Raw genomic sequence first — 14,109 nt, 5'->3', positions numbered from 1 at the left:
ATGGGGGAGTGGTGTCGTTGCTTCGGTGCGTCGTCCGTCGTTCAGCCGGTGTGGACCCGCGTCATGTTCTTCTCCGCGAGCGGCGCGTAGTACTCGGTGAACAGTTTGCCCACCAGTTCGCCGCGGCTGGAGACCCCGACCTTCTCGAAGACCGCCTTGATGTGGTCCCGGACCGTGTGCGGGGAGAGGTGCAGCCGATCGGCGATCTCGCCGGTCGGGAGGCCGCGTGCGATGTACTGGGTCACCTCGGTCTCCCGGTCGGTGAGTTCGTACGCGTCCACGATCAGCGGGACGATCTCCGAGGTCTTCGCGGGCTCGATCACCACCGCGGACGCGCCGAGCCCGTCGCCCGCCTCCCGCAGGCAGGAGGCGTGGCAGACCAGCCAGCGGCCGGCCCGGTTCCGTACGCGTGCACGCGCCTGGCCGCGGTCCCGTTCCTGCGCGACGGCGCGGGCCTTCATCGCGGTCGCCTGGACCCAGGCCGGCACACGGATGCCCTGGGGCGAGGGCACGGCGGGGCCCTCGGGGAGGGTGTCGAGATAGACGAGGGCGTCGTCGTTGACCGACAGCAGCGCGCCGCTCGGGTCGAACAGGAGGAGCCCGGGGCCGTGCGGAGCGTCCGGGAGCGGCTGCGGGGCGGGCTCCGCGAACGAGCGCAGCTGCTTGGCGAGCGGAGTGAGGACGGAGGCGATCAGCTGGGTCTCGGCGTCGTCGAAGGCCGCGCGGCCCTCCGCGCGGAACAGGCTGATGTGGCCCTGGGGGTGGCCTCCGACGCGCAGGACCGCGCGCAGCTCGTCCTGGAATCCGCGAGGCCGCATGAAGGTCTGGTAGAGCGTGCTGCGTGCGGGCAGGTCGCCGGTGGTCCGGCGGAGCCCGGCGACCGGCACGGAGGCCTGCGCCAGATCGCGGAACAGATTGACGTTCTCGGTGAACAGCTCGGATTCCCAGTAGACGGCGCAGCCGTCCTCGTCCAGGTTCTCCGCGCGGATCGGCGCGGTCATCATGCCGGTCACCGGGTCGGTGACCCGCCATACCGCCGCGTCGTACGGGATGAGCCGTCGCAGTTGGGTCGATGCCTCGGCGAACATGCTGAGCGCGTCGGTGGCCTTCGCGGACCGGGAGAGCAGTTCCGCCCGGCCTACCGAGATGCGCGAGATCGTCGAACCGGTCATCCCACGACTGTGTCAGCCCCGCAGCCCACCTCCAACCCCCTTTCTGAGGGGGGGTAGTTCTTTCCCGCCCGTTTCTCCGGGGCGCCCCGGCAAGGCGGTCGCGGACCTGAGCGTTCCCTCGCGGACCGATTCGACGCCGGAGGCCTGGACAACGCCTGGGCGCTGGAAGCCGGCGCGGGAGCTGGGGCTCGAGCCGAGCGAGAAGCTGCGCGTGATGGAGTGGCTGATCCTGGACCGGCGTCCGGCGGGAGAGCTCTCGCCGGGCATCGCGCCGGGGCTGCCGATGCCCGCACGTGCCGCCGCCACGGGTCCGCAGGACCGGATCGCCCTACTGGAGCGGGAGATCGCGGATCTGCGCGACGCGAGCGTGCGTCCCGGCTGATCGCCGCCCGCCGCCCGCCGCCCTGCCCGGGGCCCCGATGGAGGGGCGGGCCCTCTCCCATACCCCCTAAGCAGGGGATGGGAGAGGGCCCGCCGGGCGAGAACACTGCTCCTCATCGCCGCCGCGCCATGCGGGACCGCCGCGCGGCTCGGGAGGAAGGACGTGAACGTGGCCGGACAACCTGGACACGCGGGCATCGCCGAGAGCGCCATGGACGGGCTCGTCGCACGGCTCAAGGGTGAGGTCTTCACTCCGCAGGACGCGGGGTACGAGAGGGAGCTCGCGGGGTTCAACCGGATCGGGCGGCACCGGCCCGACGTGATCGTCGCCGCGCAGTCGGCCGGGGACGTGTCCGCCGCGGTGACCTTCGCCGCCCGGGGGGCGCTCCCGGTCGCCGTCCAGGCGACCGGCCACGGCATCGCGGCGTCCGCGCCCGGCGGTGTCCTCGTCTCCACCCGCCGGATGAACGCGGTCGCCGTCGACCCGCTCACGCGTACGGCACACGTGGAGGCCGGAGCCCAGTGGCACCAGGTGATCGCCGCCGGCGGGCCGCACGGCCTGGCGCCGCTCAACGGGTCGTCGCCGCTGGTCGGCGTCGTGGGCTACACGCTGGGAGGCGGGCTCGGTCCGCTGGGCCGCCAGTACGGGTTCGCGGCGGACCATGTGACCTGTATCGAGGTCGTCACCGCCGACGGCGGCGTCCGGCAGGTCACCCGCGACCGGCATCCGGACCTGTTCTGGGCGCTGCGCGGCGGAAAGGGGAACTTCGGCATCGTCACCGGGCTCTGGTTCGGCCTGATGCCGGTGCGCCGGCTCTACGGCGGCGGGATCTACTTCCCCGGCGAGCAGGCGGCGCAGGTCCTGCACACCTGGCGGCAGTGGACCGCGACCGTGCCCGAGGAGATGACCTCCTCCGTGTCGTTGCTGCGGTTGCCGGACGTGCCGGACGTGCCGGAGTTCCTCCGCGGGACGTTCGCCGCGCATGTGCGGATCGCGTTCACCGGCCGGGCCGAGGAGGGGGAGCGGCTCGTCCGTCCGCTGCGCGAGTGCGGTACGCCGCTGGTGGACGGGGTCGCCGAGATGCCGTACACCGCGGTGGCCGACATCCACAAAGACCCGGTACATCCGCTCGCGTACCACGAACGCAACATCGTGCTGCGGGAGTTGGGGTCGGACGCCATGGAGGCGCTGCTGCGGGTGGCCGGAGCGGGTTCGTCCTGCGGCGACCTGATGGTCGAGGTGCGGCATCTCGGCGGCGCGCTCTCCCGGCCCGCCGAGGTGCCCAACGCGGTCGGCGTCCGTGAAGGCGCGTTCACGCTCACGACGCTCTCGCCTCCGGGCTCGCCCGACGTGGTCCTCGGGCCGATGGAGCCGTGGAGCACGGGCCGCCGGTATCTGAACTTCCTCGCGGGCGCGGACACGGCCGACTCGACGGCGGAGTGCTTCGATCCGGAGACCCTGGGCCGGCTGGCGCGCGTGAAGGCGGCGGTCGACCCCGACAACCTCTTCCGGCTCAACCACAACATCGCGCCTCTTCCGTAGGGCGGTCGCTGTTCGCCCGTCACGCCGAACGGCCTTTCGTGCTCCGGTGGATGCGGGCTCCCGAACCGCTCATTTTTGGCAGGTTCTCGTCAATCCTTGGAGTTCATCCTGACCACGCACGAGGCCGCTTCGACCGCGGCCGCCGGTACCGTCTCCTCCCCGGGAGCCCACTCGGACGGGCTGCGCTACGGCGCCCTGTTCGGCCCGGTCGTCTTCGGTGTCACCGCCGCCGGCGTCGCCCTTCCCGACGTGGCGTCCTCACTCGACGCCTCGTCCACCGCCACGGCCTGGGTCCTGACGGCCCACGCGCTCGCCCTCGGCGTCGGCACCGCGCTGTTCGGCCGCCTCGCCGACACCCGCGGCGTACGCGCCGCACTGCTGCTCGGCTCGCTGGCCCTCGCGGTCGGCGCCGTCGTCTGCCTTCTCGCGCCCAACCTCGGCGTCCTGGTGGCCGGACGCTTCGTCCAGGCCGCCGGGTCCGGCGCCATGGCGGCCTGTGCCATGGCGCTCACCGCCTCGGTGCCCCCGGAACGGCGGCCGCAGGTCTTCGCCGGATTCGGGGCGACGATGGCGATCTTCTCGGCCGGCGCCACCCTGGCGGGCGGCGTCTTCACGGAGTGGGTGACCTGGCGCATCGCTCTGGTCCTGCCCGCGCTCTCCCTGCTCATCGTTCCCCTGTGCCTGGCCGGAGCATCGGTGCGCAAGAACTCCGGCCGCTCGATGGACCTGCCGGGCGCGGCTCTGCTGACGCTCACCGCCATGTCGTTCCTCGTGCTGATCCAGTCCTCCGCGCTCGCGCTGAGCACCCCGCTGGTGATCGCGACCGCCGCCGTACTGGTCCTCTCGGCCGCCGGGCTCACCTGGCGCACGCGCGGCAGCGAGAGCTCCTTCGTACCGCGCGCGCTCGTCACCGACCGGGTGTTCCTCAAGGCCGCCGTCATCGGCATCGGCGTGTACGGCGGCCTGTTCGCCGCGATGTACGCCGTACCGCAGCTACTCGTCCGCGACCACGGCTGGAGCGTCCTGTCCGTGGGCGTCTGGCTGCTGCCCGGCGCGGTCGTCGGCGCGGTGCTCTCCAGGCCGGCCGGCCGGCTCACCGCGGGCGACCACGGCAACCGGCTCCTCGGCGCGGTCTCGCTCGCCTTCGCCGCGGCCCTCGGCGGCGCGCTGACCGGCTCCGGCGTACTGCTGCTGATCCTCGGCGCCTCGCTCGGCTTCTCCGCGTTCTCCGTCACGCAGGTCTTCACCACCGCGCTGATGTCCGGGCACATCGAACCGGCCCGGCGCGGCGGTGCGATGGGGCTGCTCAACCTCACCTTCTTCGTCGGCGGCGGCGTCGGCAGCGCCACCGCCGGCGCCCTGGCGAAGTCGATGTCGCTCTCCACGGCGCTCGGCGTGGTGGCGCTCTTCCCGCTGGTCGCCGCGCTGGTCGCCTTCACGCTGGGCCGGCGCACGCCCTGACCGCCGCAGGGCCTCTCCGCCCGCACCGAACCCTCCGCCCGCACCGCACCGTCCGAACGGTGCCGTGCGGGCGGCCGCGTTCCACGACACACAGGCGATACGGGGTCGACAGGCCGCGCCGGCACGATGGGTGCCGTACCGCACTTGCCCCGTGATCAGGAGAGCGGAAGTCCGTCATGAGCCATGTCGTTGATGCCCCCCGGAACGGGCGGCTCAGGCGCGTCGGCCGCCGGTGATCGTTTCGCGTACACCGGGCGCAGCGACCGGCGGCTCGCCGAGGCCCAGGCGGCACTCGGCACCCCGCTGGCCCACCCGGTGCGCTCCGACGTCACCGACGCCGGGGCCATCGACGCCCTCCGTGACCAGGTCGCCGACCGCCTCGGCTCCATCGACCACCTCTTCGTGAATCAGGGCATCGCCGAGTTCCAGACGCTCGAAGAGGTCACGGAGGAGTCGTGGGACCGCATCTTCGACGTGAACGCCAAGGGGGCCTTCTTCACCGTCCAGCGCTTGGCGCCGCTGCTGTCCGAGGGGGGTTCGATCGTGTTCACCACCGTCTCCAACGACCAGATCTTCCCCGGTCTCAGCGCCTACTCCGCGGCGAAGGAAGCCGTCGCCGCCTTCTCGAAGGTGCTCGCCACCGAGTTGCTTCCCCGGGGGATCCGCGTCAACGCGGTCGCCCCCGGTTTCATCCTGACCCCCACGATGGGCGTCGCCGAACTGACCGAGGAGCAGCGCGCCGAGTTCATCGAGCAGGGCAACGCCTCCACGCCGATGGGCCGGGGAGGCACCGTGGAGGAGGTCGCCGCCGCCGCGCTGTACCTGGCCGTCGAGGCCACCTTCACCACCGGGGTGGAACTGACCGTGGACGGCGGGTTCGGCCAGGGCCTCGGCGCCTGACGGACCCGGGCCGGTCGGTGCCCGGCTCCCGGACGGCCGGCTCCCGGACCTGCGGAACGATCACGTCCGGCCGGGCCCGCTGACAGACTGGGCCCATGCATCCGCCGAGCCCCCGCCGCCTCTCCCTCCAGCAGATCGTCGAAGGGCAGCGCCGCGCAGCCTTCGTCGGGCGAAAGGCCGAACTCGGCCTCTACCGCGCTAATTTCGCGCTGCCGCCAGAGGATCCCCGGCACCGGTTCGTCTTCCATGTGCGGGGGAACGCCGGGGTCGGCAAGACCTCGCTCGTACGGGAATGGCGGGAGGCGGCAGGGGAGTTCGGGGCGCTGACCGCGTCGGTCGACGAGAGCGCCGACTCCGTTCCGGACGTACTCGCCGACTTCGCCGCGCAGTTCGCCGAGCAGGGGCACCCGCTCAAGGCGCTGGACCGGCTGCTCACCACCTACCGGCGCGCGCGCCACGACGCGGCCGGCCGGCTGGCGGCGGACAGCGAGACGCCGGGCGGTGCCCCTTCTCCCGGGGCGCTCGCCGCCGCGCAGGCCGGGCTGATCGCGGCCGGGGCGATTCCGGTCGTCGGGGCGCTGGCCGGCGGCATCGACCCGGCGGTCGTGGCGCGGGGCGCGGGCGGACTGCGGGCGGTGTTCGGGGGGCGGGTCCGGCAGCAGGACGAGGCCCTGCTGCTGGCGGAACCGGTGCGGGTCCTCACCCCGGTCTTCGTCGCCGAGCTGGACCGGGTCGCGGACACCGTGCCCTGGATCGCCCTGTTCCTGGACACCTACGAGCGCACCGCACCCCAACTGGACCGGTGGCTGGCGGACCTGCTGACCCCCGGGCGGTACGGCGACCTGCCCGCCAACCTCGTGCTCACCCTGGCCGGTCAGCGCCGCCTGGACCCCGTGCACTGGGGCGACCGGAGCCGGCTGGTCGCCGACGTACCGCTCGGGCCGTTCACGGAGGCCGAGTCGCGCCAACTCCTGCACGGGCGCGGGGTGGTGACGGAGTCCGTCGTACGGGAGGTGCTGCGGCTCTCCGGCGGGCTGCCCGTCCTGGTCTCCACGCTCGCCGCCAACCCCGGGGCGGCCGGGGAGGCGAACGCCACCGCCGTCGAACGCTTCCTGGCCGGGGAGAGCGACCCGGCCCGGCGGGCGGCCGCGCTGGCCTGCGCACTGCCGCGCCGGTTCGACGAGGACCTGGTCGCCGTCGCCGTGGCCGCACCGCGGAACGGGCCGCACGCGGTGCCCGATCTCTACGACTGGCTGCACGAGCTGCCGTTCGTCGCCGAGCGGCACTCCGGCCACTCCCGCTACCACGCCGTCGTCCGGGCCCCGATGCTCCGGCTCCAGCGCACCGGATCGCCGCGGCGCTGGAAGGCGGCGCACGACCGGCTGGCCGAGGCCTTCGCGGCCCGGCGGGACGCGGCGGCCGAGGGCATCGACCCGGAACGCCTCTGGGCCGAACAGCCCTGGCGCCGGGCCGCCCTGGACGTGCTGTACCACCGGCTCTGCGCCCGCCCCCGCACCGCGCTGCCCGAGGCCCTGCGCGCCGGGATCGAGCTGTGCGGGCAGGCGCCCTCCCGCGCCCGCCACTGGGCCCGGACCCTCGCGGAGGCGGGCGAGGACGCCGACAACGCCGTACTGCGCGACTGGGGCCGGGACCTGCTGGCCGCCATAACGGACCACGGGCCCCGGCCCACCGCGGCCCTGGGGCTCCTGCTGACCCGGGCCGAGCTGACCGACACGGACCGGGCCGCCGCCCTCGTGGTGCGCGCCTGGGACCGCTTCCGCGCCGGGGAACTCGACGCCGCGCTGTCCGACCACGGGCGGGCGATCGCCGTGGACCCGCGCAGCGAACGCGCCCACCAGGGCCGGGCGGTGATCCTGCGGTCGCTCGGCCGCTACGAGGAGGCCCTCGCCGACCTGGACCGGGCCGAGGAGATCGCGCCCGCCTGGGCCTGGGCGGTGCGTGAGCGGGGGGAGACGTACCGGCGGATGGGCCGCCTGGAGGAGGCCCTGACCGTCCTGGACCGGGCGCACGCCCTGGACCCGTCCGACGCCGTGCCTCTGGGAAGCCGGGGTCTGGTCCGCCATGTGCTGGGCCGGCACGAGGAGGCGCTCGACGACTTCGACCGGGCGATCGCGCTGTGGCCGGAGTACGCCTGGGCGCTGGTGAGACGGTCCCGGGTCCGCACCGTCCTGGGCGATCCGGTGGGCGCCCTCGCCGACCTGGACCGGGCGGAGGAGCTGTCCCCCGGTCTGGCCGGGACGGAGGGGGAGCGGGGCGAGGTGTACCGGGCGACGGGCCGCCCCGAGGAGGCCGTCGCCTGCTACGACCGGGCCCTGGTCCTGGACCCCGACTACGCCTGGGCGCACGGCAGCAGGGCCATCGCGCACGAGGCGCTCGGCCGGATCCCGGAGGCGCTGGCGGACCTCGACCGGGCGCTGGAGCTGGACCCGGACTACGCGTGGGCGCGGGCGCAGCGGGAGCGGCTGGGGGTGCGGGCGGAGTCGTAGGCTCGGGGGCATGCGCGATGTGCGGGTGGTGCTGATCGGCGGGACCTCGAACACCGGGAAGTCGACCGTCGCCGGGGCGGTGGCGGAACGGCTCGGTTTCGAGCACCGCTCCACCGACGGCCTGGCCCGTCACCCGGGACGGCCCTGGCGGACCCCGGAGCACGAGGTGCCGCCGCATGTCGCGGAGCACTACGGGACGTTGACCACCGACGAACTCCTCGCCTCGGTCCTCGACCACTACGAACGGCTCTGGCCGCGTATCGAGGAGCTGATCACCGAGCGCGCACGCGCCGGAGCACCGGGCCTGGTCCTGGAGGGCTCGGCGCTCTGGCCCGACCGGGTCGCCCGGCTGACGGTTCCCCGTACGGCCGCCGTGTGGCTCACCGCCGACGACACGGTCGTACGCGACCGGGTGCGGGCGGCGGGGCGCTACGAGGTGGCGACGGACGCGGAACGGCATCTCATGGACCGGTTCCTGGCCCGTACCGTCCGCTATCAGGCGCGGATGCTGGACGCCGTGGAGGCGCACGGCCTGGACCGGGTGGACACCGGCGGACGTACGGTCACGGAAGTGGCCGACGCGGTGCTCGCCGCCGCCGCGGCGGCCCGGACGCGGCCCGGCCGCTGACCACCTCGCACCGGTCAAAAACGACCTGCGGGACGTCCGTCGACATACCCGTACGTACCCAGGTCGCCCCCTCTACCGCCCGTTCCCGTTCGATTACAGTGCTTGCGCGGTCGCCCGCAGAGGCCCGCGAACGGGCGAGCACGTGGTGACGGGGAGGGGGCGGGGTGAGCACAGGGACCACGGCGGTCTGGGGCCGGGCCGAACAGCAGGATTTCCGCAGCCGGGTCCGCGGGGCGCTGCTCGGCGGGGCCGTCGGGGACGCGCTCGGGGCCGGGGTCAGCGAGCTCGTGCTGGAGGAGATCCGCGCCGCCCACGGTGTCGAGGGGGTCGGCGACTACGTCCCCGCGCACGGCAGACGCGGCGCCGTCACCGCCCTCACCCAGCTCACCCTGTTCACCGTCGACGGGCTGATCCGCGCGCAGGTCCGCCGCGACACCGGGGCCTGGCACCCGCCCACCGATGTGCACCGGGCCCATCTGCGCTGGGCCGCCACCCAGCACGACTGGGGGCCCGACGAGCGGCGCGAGGACAACGGCTGGCTGGCCGCCGAGGAGTGGCTCTACGCCCGCCGCGCCCCCGCCCGGGAATGCCTGGGCGGTTTCGGCGACTCCGTCATGGGCACCCTCGACCGGCCGAAGAACCCCACGGCACGGGACGCGGGCGCGCTCACCCGGTCCGCGCCGTTCGGGCTCCTCGTGGGCTGGGAGCCGGGTCTCGTGCTCCAGCTGGCCGTCGAGTGCGCGGCCCAGTCCCACGGCCACCCCGCCGCGCAACTGGCCGCCGGAGCCTTCGCCGTACTCGTGCACGGGCTGGCGCGCGGCGAGAGCCTGGACGGGTCCGTGCAGAACGTGCTGGCCCTGCTCGCCGAACGCCCCGGCCACGAGCCGGTGACCGAGGCCCTGCGCCAGGCCCTCGGCTCCGTGCGGCAGGGCATCCCTGGCCCGGCCCTGATCGAGGCGCTGGGCGCGAGCGACGCCGCCGAGGAGGTCCTCGCCGTCGCCGTGTACTGCGCGCTGGTCAGCGAGGACGTCCGGCACGGGCTGCGGCTCGCGGTGAACCACAGCGGCCCCTCCCGCGCCACCGGGTCGGTCTGCGGGGCGCTGCTCGGGGCGCTGCACGGCGAGACCGCGCTGCCGCCGGCCTGGCTCGCTGAGCTGGAGGGGCGGGCCACGCTCCTCGAACTGGCCGACGACTTCGCGATGGAGATGACCCAGGGGCCTGCCCTGCACAGCCCGGCGGCCGTCGCCCCGGGCTGGCTGGCCCGCTACCCGCGCGGCTGAGGGGCGGGGGCCGGTCCTCCGTCCTGGGCGGGGATCACGGCGGCCGTCGCCGTACCGTCCCCGTCGTCCCCGTCGCCCTCGTTGATCCTGGTCAGGACCGCGTCGCGCTCCGGGGTGTCCTCCGGCTTCACGAAGCCGATCAGGATGTAGAGCACGAGGGAGACGGCCAGCGGTACGGAAACCTGGTACTGGAGCGGGACCCCGCCCTCGACGGCCCAGTTGACCGGGTAGTTGACCAGCCAGAAGGCGAGCAGGCCCGCGGCCCAGCTGACCAGGGCCGCCGTCGGCCCGGACTTCCGGAAGGGGCGCAGCAGGCCCAGCATGAACGGGATCGCGATCGGGCCCATCAGTCCGGCGACCCACTTGATCACGACGGTGATGATGTCCTTGAACGTGGGCGAGTTGATCTGCGTCGCGATCGCCATCGACAGGGCCAGGAAGGCGACCGTAGTCCAGCGGGCCGCGATCAGCCCGGAACGCTCGCTCCAGCCGCGCGCCGCCTTCGAGAGCGTCGGGGCGATGTCCCGGGTGAAGACGGCCGCGATGGCGTTGGCGTCGGACGAGCACATGGCCATCGTGTGGGAGAAGAAGCCGACGATGACGAGGCCCAGCAGGCCGTGCGGAAGCAGCTGTTCGGTCATCAGGGCGTAGCTGTCGGAGGCGTCCGGCTTCTGCGCGTCGACCAGCAGCGGGGCGCACCACATCGGGAAGAACAGCACCACGGGCCAGACGAGCCACAGGATCGCCGAGAGCCGCGCGGAGCGGGTGGCGGAGGCGGCCGAGTCGGTCGCCATGTAGCGCTGGGCCTGGTTCCACATGCCGCCGTTGTACTCGAAGGTCTTGATGAACAGGAACGCCATCAGGAACGTCACCGTGTACGGGCCGGCGGTCGGGTCCGCGTGCCCTTCCGGGAGCTTGTCCCAGACGGTCCACAGGGTGGAGAAGCCGTCGAGCTTGCTCATCACGGCGAGCAGCATCGCCAGCCCGGCGAACAACTGGATGATGAACTGGCCCAGTTCGGTGAGGGCGTCCGCCCACAGTCCGCCGACGGTGCAGTAGATCCCGGTGACGACCCCGGTGATCAGGATGCCCTGGGTGATGGAGAGGCCGGTGAACACGGACAACAGGGTCGCGATGGCCGCCCACTTGGCGCCGACGTCCACGATCTTCAGAAGCAGCCCCGACCAGGCGAGTGCCTGCTGGGTCTGGATGTTGTAGCGGTTCTTGAGGTACTCCAGCGGCGAGGCGACGTGGAGCCGCGAGCGCAGCCGGTTCAGCCGGGGCGCGAAGAGCTTCGCGCCGATGAAGATGCCGATGGCGATCGGCAGCGACCAGGTCACGAAGGACGTGACCCCGTACTGGTACGCGATGCCGGCGTAACCGGTGAACATCACCGCGCTGTAGCCGGACATGTGGTGCGAGATGCCCGACAGCCACCACGGCATCTTGCCGCCGGCCGTGAAGAAGTCGCTGACGTTGTCCACGCGCTTGTGCGACCAGAGTCCGATCGCGACCATCACGCCGAAGTAGCCGATGAGTACAGCCCAGTCGAGACTGTTCATGTCCCCCTCCAGGGGTCCGCCTTGTGAACGGGAACGCACTTCGTCGGTACGGCCGTTCAGCGGCGTCCCCTTGCGGGAGCGGGGACTTCGGGGATTGAACCCCTAGTGAGGGTTCCCGGTCAAGGCTGCCTGACGGTCATAGATGTGAACGCAGGTCAGTAAGGCGAACGATTTTACTCGTTCTTGACCTTGTGGGGCGTTGTCGCGAACATGACCGCGGCCACACGATGGGCGGGCACTTCGTCAGGCTGTGCAGAGAAGTCAGGGAGAACGCGGCAACGCGTGAAGGCCGCACGGGATGCGGGTCCCGTGCGGCCGAGAAGTCGAGAGGGAGGTCGTCTCATGCGCGAGTAGCGAGCGGCGCGCGTGTCTTTCAGCCCGTCAGCGCATCAGCTCGCCCGCGTTGACCAGCAGCGACTGGCCGGTGATCGCCCGGGCCCGGTCGGAGGCCAGGAAGGCGACGGCCTCCGCCACGTCCCCGTCCGTGGCCAGCTCCGGCAGCGCCATCCGCTCGGTGAGCCGGGCCAGCACCTCCGACTCCGGTACGCCCTCGGAGTGCGCGGCGAACCGGACGTACGCCTGCACCGGCGGCCCCCACATCCAGCCCGGCAGCACCGTGTTGACCCGGATGCGGTCCGGTCCCAGCTCCCGGGCGAGCGAGTACATCGCCGAGGTGAGCGCCCCCTTGGACGCCGCGTACGCCGCCTGCCACACCTGGGAGGGGGCGGCCACCGCGGACTGCGTGCCGATCACCACCACCGAGCCGCCCCGCTCCTTGAGGGCCGGGAGGCAGGCCCGGGTCATCCGCAGCGTCCCCAGGAGGTTCACGTCGATGACCGACTGCCAGGTGGCGAAGTCCGCGTCCTGGAGCCCGCCGAAGTAGCTGTCCCAGGCCGCGACATGGACCACCGCGTCGATCCCCCCGAACCGCTCCACCGCGAGCGCCGCCAGCGCCTCGCACTGCGCCTCGTCCGTGATGTCGGTCGACAGGTGGGCCGTGTGCCGGCCCTCCGGGTCGATCTCGGCCGCCGATGTGGCCAGGTTCGCCGCCGTGCGCGCCCCGAGCACCGCGCGCCCGCCGTCCCGGACGACGGTCGCCGCGACCCGGTGCCCGAGCCCCGGGCCGACGCCCGACACGATGACGGTCTTCCCCGCGAGCAACATCGGCGCCTCCCGGCCCTGGAAGTTCATCTGACGGACCGTCAGGGTAGGGGGAGGCGGGACCTGATGGAAGAGGAAGGCAGGCAGAGGCGATGACCGATGACGCCGGCACGGGGAGCAGCGGGGTGGCACGCAGGGGGACGGAGAGCGGCGGGACGGAGAGAGGCGGGACTGGGAGCGGCGGGACGGGGAGCGAGCGGTACGCGGAGCTGGCGGGGGCGGGGCCGTACGGAGTGCGCCCGGGGCACGCGCTGATCACCATGGTCGAACCGCATCCGGGTCATGAGTACGCGTACAACCGCTGGTACGAGGACGACCACTACTACGCGGGTGCGACGGCGATGCCGTGGATGTTCGCCGGGCGGCGCTGGGTGGCCACCAAGGACCTTCAGGAGCTGCGGTATCCGGTGGAGTCGGCGGTGGCCCGGCCGGTCGGCACGGGGTGCTACCTGTCGACGTACTGGGTGACCGAGGGGCGCTACGACGAGCACATGAAGTGGACCGTCGCCATCAACAAGCGGCTGAACCGGGACGGCCGGGTCTACCAGGACCGGACCCACGTGTTCACGGCCTTCCAGGACCACGAGGCCACCGTCTACCGCGACGGAGCCGCCGGCCCCCGGGACTTCCACGCGCTCGACCACCCGTACGCGGGCCTCGTCCTCCAGGTCGTCGACGCCGAGGGGCCCGAACGGCGGGCGGAGCTGCTGGAGTGGCTGCGCTCGCGCCATCTTCCGAAGCGGCTGAAGGGGTCGCCCGCGGCCATGGTCACGGTGTTCCGGCCGACGCCCCTGCCCGGTGACCGGATGACGTACGTGAAGCAGGTCGAAGGGGTCGACACCCGGCTGACGCTGCTGTGGTTCCTCCAGGAGGATCCGCGGACCTGCTGGGACGAGCACTTCACCGGCCTGGACGCGGCGGTCGCGGAGACCGGTCTCGGGCGGGTCGAGCTGGTCGCCCCGTTCGTGCCGACCGTGCCGGGGACGGACCTGTACGTCGACCGACTGCGGTGACGCCGGCGAACGGCACCGGAGGCCGGTTCGACGGCACCGGAGAGCCGTGCCGGATCGTGCCGAGCCCCCTCGGCCAGGACGGCGAACCGGTCGAGAGGGCTCCATCAGGTGGTGCGGTGGTGCTGTCGTGCGGTGGTGCGTCGGTCAGGAGTTGACCGTGCCCGTGGCGACGTCGCGCACGAACGCGTTCCACGCACCGGGGACGAAGGTGAGCGAGGGGCCCTGGGGGGCCTTCGAGTCACGTACGGCGATGGACAGAGCGACGGGGGACTTGACCTCGACGCACGCGCCGTTGCCCCCGGAGTACGACGACTTCGTCCACTTGTCCGTAGCACCCTCAAGAATTGCCATGTTCACTCCGGTTCAGAGAGTTGGGTGAGTCGCACCAACCTGATTCCGATTGGCGTGATCGACGCTACTCGCCAAGCCCCGTGCATGAGATGGCCGTTCACTCGACCGGATGGTCTTTCTCCGGTAAGCCTTCCGTGGTGAGTGGGCGGC

Annotated in this window: 12 protein-coding genes; 8 read left to right on the top strand and 4 right to left on the bottom strand. The window is 72.8% G+C overall.

Annotated features, from left to right (window positions below):
• Positions 1-41 precede the first annotated feature (41 nt).
• The gene (locus tag IE272_RS30465; protein WP_190009030.1) at positions 42-1,172 is read right to left on the bottom strand and encodes a helix-turn-helix domain-containing protein; all 1,131 of its coding nucleotides are present in this window, start codon (positions 1,170-1,172) and stop codon (positions 42-44) included.
• A 214-nt stretch (positions 1,173-1,386) separates the two neighbouring features.
• Here IE272_RS30465 and IE272_RS30460 point away from each other — a divergent pair, with 214 nt between their 5' ends.
• The 7 genes from IE272_RS30460 (at position 1,387) to IE272_RS30430 (ending at position 9,872) form a co-directional block, all read left to right on the top strand.
• Positions 1,387-1,554, top strand: coding sequence for a hypothetical protein (locus tag IE272_RS30460; protein ID WP_229897828.1), 168 nt, complete (start codon positions 1,387-1,389; stop codon positions 1,552-1,554).
• Between the two features lie 168 nt (positions 1,555-1,722).
• Positions 1,723-3,096: an FAD-binding oxidoreductase gene (locus IE272_RS30455; RefSeq protein WP_229897826.1), complete on the top strand. Its 1,374-nt coding sequence runs from the start codon at positions 1,723-1,725 to the stop codon at positions 3,094-3,096.
• Positions 3,097-3,204: 108 nt separating this feature from the next.
• Positions 3,205-4,557 (top strand): MFS transporter, encoded by a 1,353-nt coding sequence (locus IE272_RS30450; protein WP_190009078.1) that lies wholly within the window; start codon positions 3,205-3,207, stop codon positions 4,555-4,557.
• A gap of 183 nt (positions 4,558-4,740) precedes the next feature.
• Positions 4,741-5,457 carry an SDR family oxidoreductase gene (locus tag IE272_RS30445; protein ID WP_373304216.1) on the top strand — a complete coding sequence of 239 codons (717 nt, stop codon included), beginning with the start codon at positions 4,741-4,743 and terminating at the stop codon, positions 5,455-5,457.
• Positions 5,458-5,552: 95 nt separating this feature from the next.
• Positions 5,553-7,964 carry a tetratricopeptide repeat protein gene (locus tag IE272_RS39165; RefSeq protein ID WP_050358796.1) on the top strand — a complete coding sequence of 804 codons (2,412 nt, stop codon included), beginning with the start codon at positions 5,553-5,555 and terminating at the stop codon, positions 7,962-7,964.
• A 10-nt stretch (positions 7,965-7,974) separates the two neighbouring features.
• The gene (locus IE272_RS30435; RefSeq protein WP_179890711.1) at positions 7,975-8,592 is read left to right on the top strand and encodes an AAA family ATPase; all 618 of its coding nucleotides are present in this window, start codon (positions 7,975-7,977) and stop codon (positions 8,590-8,592) included.
• A 164-nt stretch (positions 8,593-8,756) separates the two neighbouring features.
• The gene (locus IE272_RS30430; RefSeq protein WP_050358797.1) at positions 8,757-9,872 is read left to right on the top strand and encodes an ADP-ribosylglycohydrolase family protein; all 1,116 of its coding nucleotides are present in this window, start codon (positions 8,757-8,759) and stop codon (positions 9,870-9,872) included.
• Here the strand turns inward: IE272_RS30430 and IE272_RS30425 are convergent.
• A complete protein-coding gene (locus tag IE272_RS30425) occupies positions 9,857-11,434 on the bottom strand; it encodes a sodium:solute symporter family protein (RefSeq protein ID WP_050358798.1) in 1,578 nt (525 codons plus the stop codon). The genes IE272_RS30430 and IE272_RS30425 overlap by 16 nt on opposite strands.
• A gap of 381 nt (positions 11,435-11,815) precedes the next feature.
• The gene (locus IE272_RS30420; RefSeq protein WP_050359014.1) at positions 11,816-12,598 is read right to left on the bottom strand and encodes an SDR family oxidoreductase; all 783 of its coding nucleotides are present in this window, start codon (positions 12,596-12,598) and stop codon (positions 11,816-11,818) included.
• A gap of 89 nt (positions 12,599-12,687) precedes the next feature.
• On the opposite strand from IE272_RS30420, the gene IE272_RS30415 reads away from it, so the two are divergent.
• On the top strand, positions 12,688-13,608 hold the full coding sequence (locus IE272_RS30415; RefSeq protein ID WP_229897823.1) for a hypothetical protein: 921 nt from the start codon (positions 12,688-12,690) through the stop codon (positions 13,606-13,608).
• 144 nt (positions 13,609-13,752) lie between these two features.
• Here the strand turns inward: IE272_RS30415 and IE272_RS30410 are convergent, their stop codons facing one another.
• Positions 13,753-13,959 carry a DUF397 domain-containing protein gene (locus tag IE272_RS30410; RefSeq protein ID WP_032794851.1) on the bottom strand — a complete coding sequence of 69 codons (207 nt, stop codon included), beginning with the start codon at positions 13,957-13,959 and terminating at the stop codon, positions 13,753-13,755.
• Between the last annotated feature and the right edge of the window lie 150 nt (positions 13,960-14,109).

It is taken from the genome of Streptomyces anulatus, from assembly GCF_014650675.1.
In the GTDB taxonomy this organism is placed as follows: domain Bacteria; phylum Actinomycetota; class Actinomycetes; order Streptomycetales; family Streptomycetaceae; genus Streptomyces; species Streptomyces anulatus.
Note: the sequence above shows the minus strand (reverse complement) of the source record. Positions and strands in the feature narration are given on the sequence as shown.

What these genes read in the sequence shown, in the direction of transcription:
- IE272_RS30465 (WP_190009030.1), bottom strand. Translation starts at nt 1,172, where the DNA reads ATGACCGGTTCGACGATCTCGCGCATCTCGGTAGGCCGGGCGGAACTG.
- IE272_RS30460 (WP_229897828.1), top strand. Translation starts at nt 1,387, where the DNA reads ATGGAGTGGCTGATCCTGGACCGGCGTCCGGCGGGAGAGCTCTCGCCG.
- IE272_RS30445 (WP_373304216.1), top strand. Translation starts at nt 4,741, where the DNA reads ATGTCGTTGATGCCCCCCGGAACGGGCGGCTCAGGCGCGTCGGCCGCC.
- IE272_RS39165 (WP_050358796.1), top strand. Translation starts at nt 5,553, where the DNA reads ATGCATCCGCCGAGCCCCCGCCGCCTCTCCCTCCAGCAGATCGTCGAA.
- IE272_RS30435 (WP_179890711.1), top strand. Translation starts at nt 7,975, where the DNA reads ATGCGCGATGTGCGGGTGGTGCTGATCGGCGGGACCTCGAACACCGGG.
- IE272_RS30425 (WP_050358798.1), bottom strand. Translation starts at nt 11,434, where the DNA reads ATGAACAGTCTCGACTGGGCTGTACTCATCGGCTACTTCGGCGTGATG.
- IE272_RS30420 (WP_050359014.1), bottom strand. Translation starts at nt 12,598, where the DNA reads ATGTTGCTCGCGGGGAAGACCGTCATCGTGTCGGGCGTCGGCCCGGGG.
- IE272_RS30415 (WP_229897823.1), top strand. Translation starts at nt 12,688, where the DNA reads ATGACCGATGACGCCGGCACGGGGAGCAGCGGGGTGGCACGCAGGGGG.
- IE272_RS30410 (WP_032794851.1), bottom strand. Translation starts at nt 13,959, where the DNA reads ATGGCAATTCTTGAGGGTGCTACGGACAAGTGGACGAAGTCGTCGTAC.